Source organism: Vibrio sp. Vb1554 (genome assembly GCF_033344235.1).
This window is the reverse complement of the sequence record NZ_JAWPOJ010000162.1, coordinates 1-1,498: the sequence shown is the minus strand read 5'-3', so window position 1 is coordinate 1,498 and position 1,498 is coordinate 1. Positions and strand designations below refer to the sequence as shown.

The 1,498-nt window shown below is 50.8% G+C and carries 1 protein-coding gene; it reads left to right on the top strand.

What is annotated here, in order from left to right; genetic code table 11:
• The coding region (gene fliD, locus R8N28_RS24580; RefSeq protein ID WP_318183591.1) for a flagellar filament capping protein FliD at positions 1-1,498 on the top strand (1,498 nt) is incomplete at both ends.

The window sequence follows — 1,498 nt, the reverse complement described above, 5'->3', positions numbered from 1 at the left end:
CGCGCATCGGTCATCAACGATGTGGAAGGCCCCCGCCTGATCCTTGCCTCGACAGTCTCAGGTAAGGATAACCAAATTCGTATTCACGTGGACGCCGAGCGAGGCGATCCGCTGAAAAAACTCGAGTATAAAACCCTCGAAGAGCGTGTCAAAGCGCTGGAAAAAGCGCGTATTGCCGCCGAAGAGGTGATGCAAGAGGTAAAACCTGCCTCGGCAACAGCCTCTGCCGACGGTGTGGAACAAGGCGCAGAACCTCAGTTTGACGAGCAGGGCAATCCCATTCCCGCCGCAGAGGGGGCAACGGATGCAGATAGTGACACCGAACTGAAAACAGACACTGATATCGCGGCTAAAGGCGATGACATGTCCCCTGATACGCAGAGCGACGAGCCTATCTCCAGCTTTGGTGCCGATGCCGCGAAAGCGGGTCAAGAAGCGCTCGATGCTGCCCAAGCAGCTGCTTCGTTACTCCCACAAGACAACATTCCTGGCTGGACCGAAACCGCCTCCGGCACCTTACTCGACTCTTACTATACGCCCGAGCTTGAATTAGACGAAAAGGCGATAGAGAAAGCCCCTGATGTTCCTGGCTGGACCAATACTGCTTCTGGAACGTTGACCGACTCTTACGTGACACCTAAAGAGGCACAAGCCAAATTAGAGGCCGAACAAGAGAAAGTCCAACAAGAGCTGGCGCAAGAGAAAGCGCGCATTGAGGAACAACTGGCGCAAGAAAAAGCCCAGTTAGATGAAAAGGTCGCTAAAGGGGAACTGACGGAAGAGCAAGCCAAGCAAATTCATCGTGCGAAACTCGATCCTCAAGAGCGTGAACGTCTAGAAAAAATCGACGAAGCAGAAGCCAAAATCGCAAAAGCGCAATCCTCATTCGAAGAATACCTTGGTATGACAGAGGTACAAGCAGGGCAAGACTCTGAAGTGCTGCTTGACGGCGTGGCAAAACTTTCAAGCCATAACAACGTAATTGAAGACGCCATTGAAGGCGTAGATTTGACACTTAAAGGCAAGTCAGAACCAAACAAGCCGCCTGCAGAAATCGGAGTCGAGTACGACCGTCAAAGTGTACGCAGCGACATCGAAAACTTTGTTTCGGCGTACAACTCGTTTTATCAAACTTCGCAAGCACTCTCGAGTGTGGACCCAACTACCGGCCAAAAAGGGCCGCTAGCTGGTGACAGCACGGTGCGAAGTGCCGATTCACGATTGAAAGCCGTCTTTTCAAGCCGAATCGATCAAGCACCAGAAAATCTGAAATCATTGACAGAATTTGGTATTACCACGACGCGTCAAGGCACGCTTGAAATCAACTATGACATGCTTGACCGTCAGTTGAACAATAACTTCAACGAGTTAGAGAAATTCTTCGGTGGTAACACTGGTTTTGCGAAGCGTATCGAAGATGCGATTCACGGCATCACCGGTATTACGGGCAGCATTCGTACGCGAGAGAAAAGTCTCACAGAACAAAACTACCGTTTGA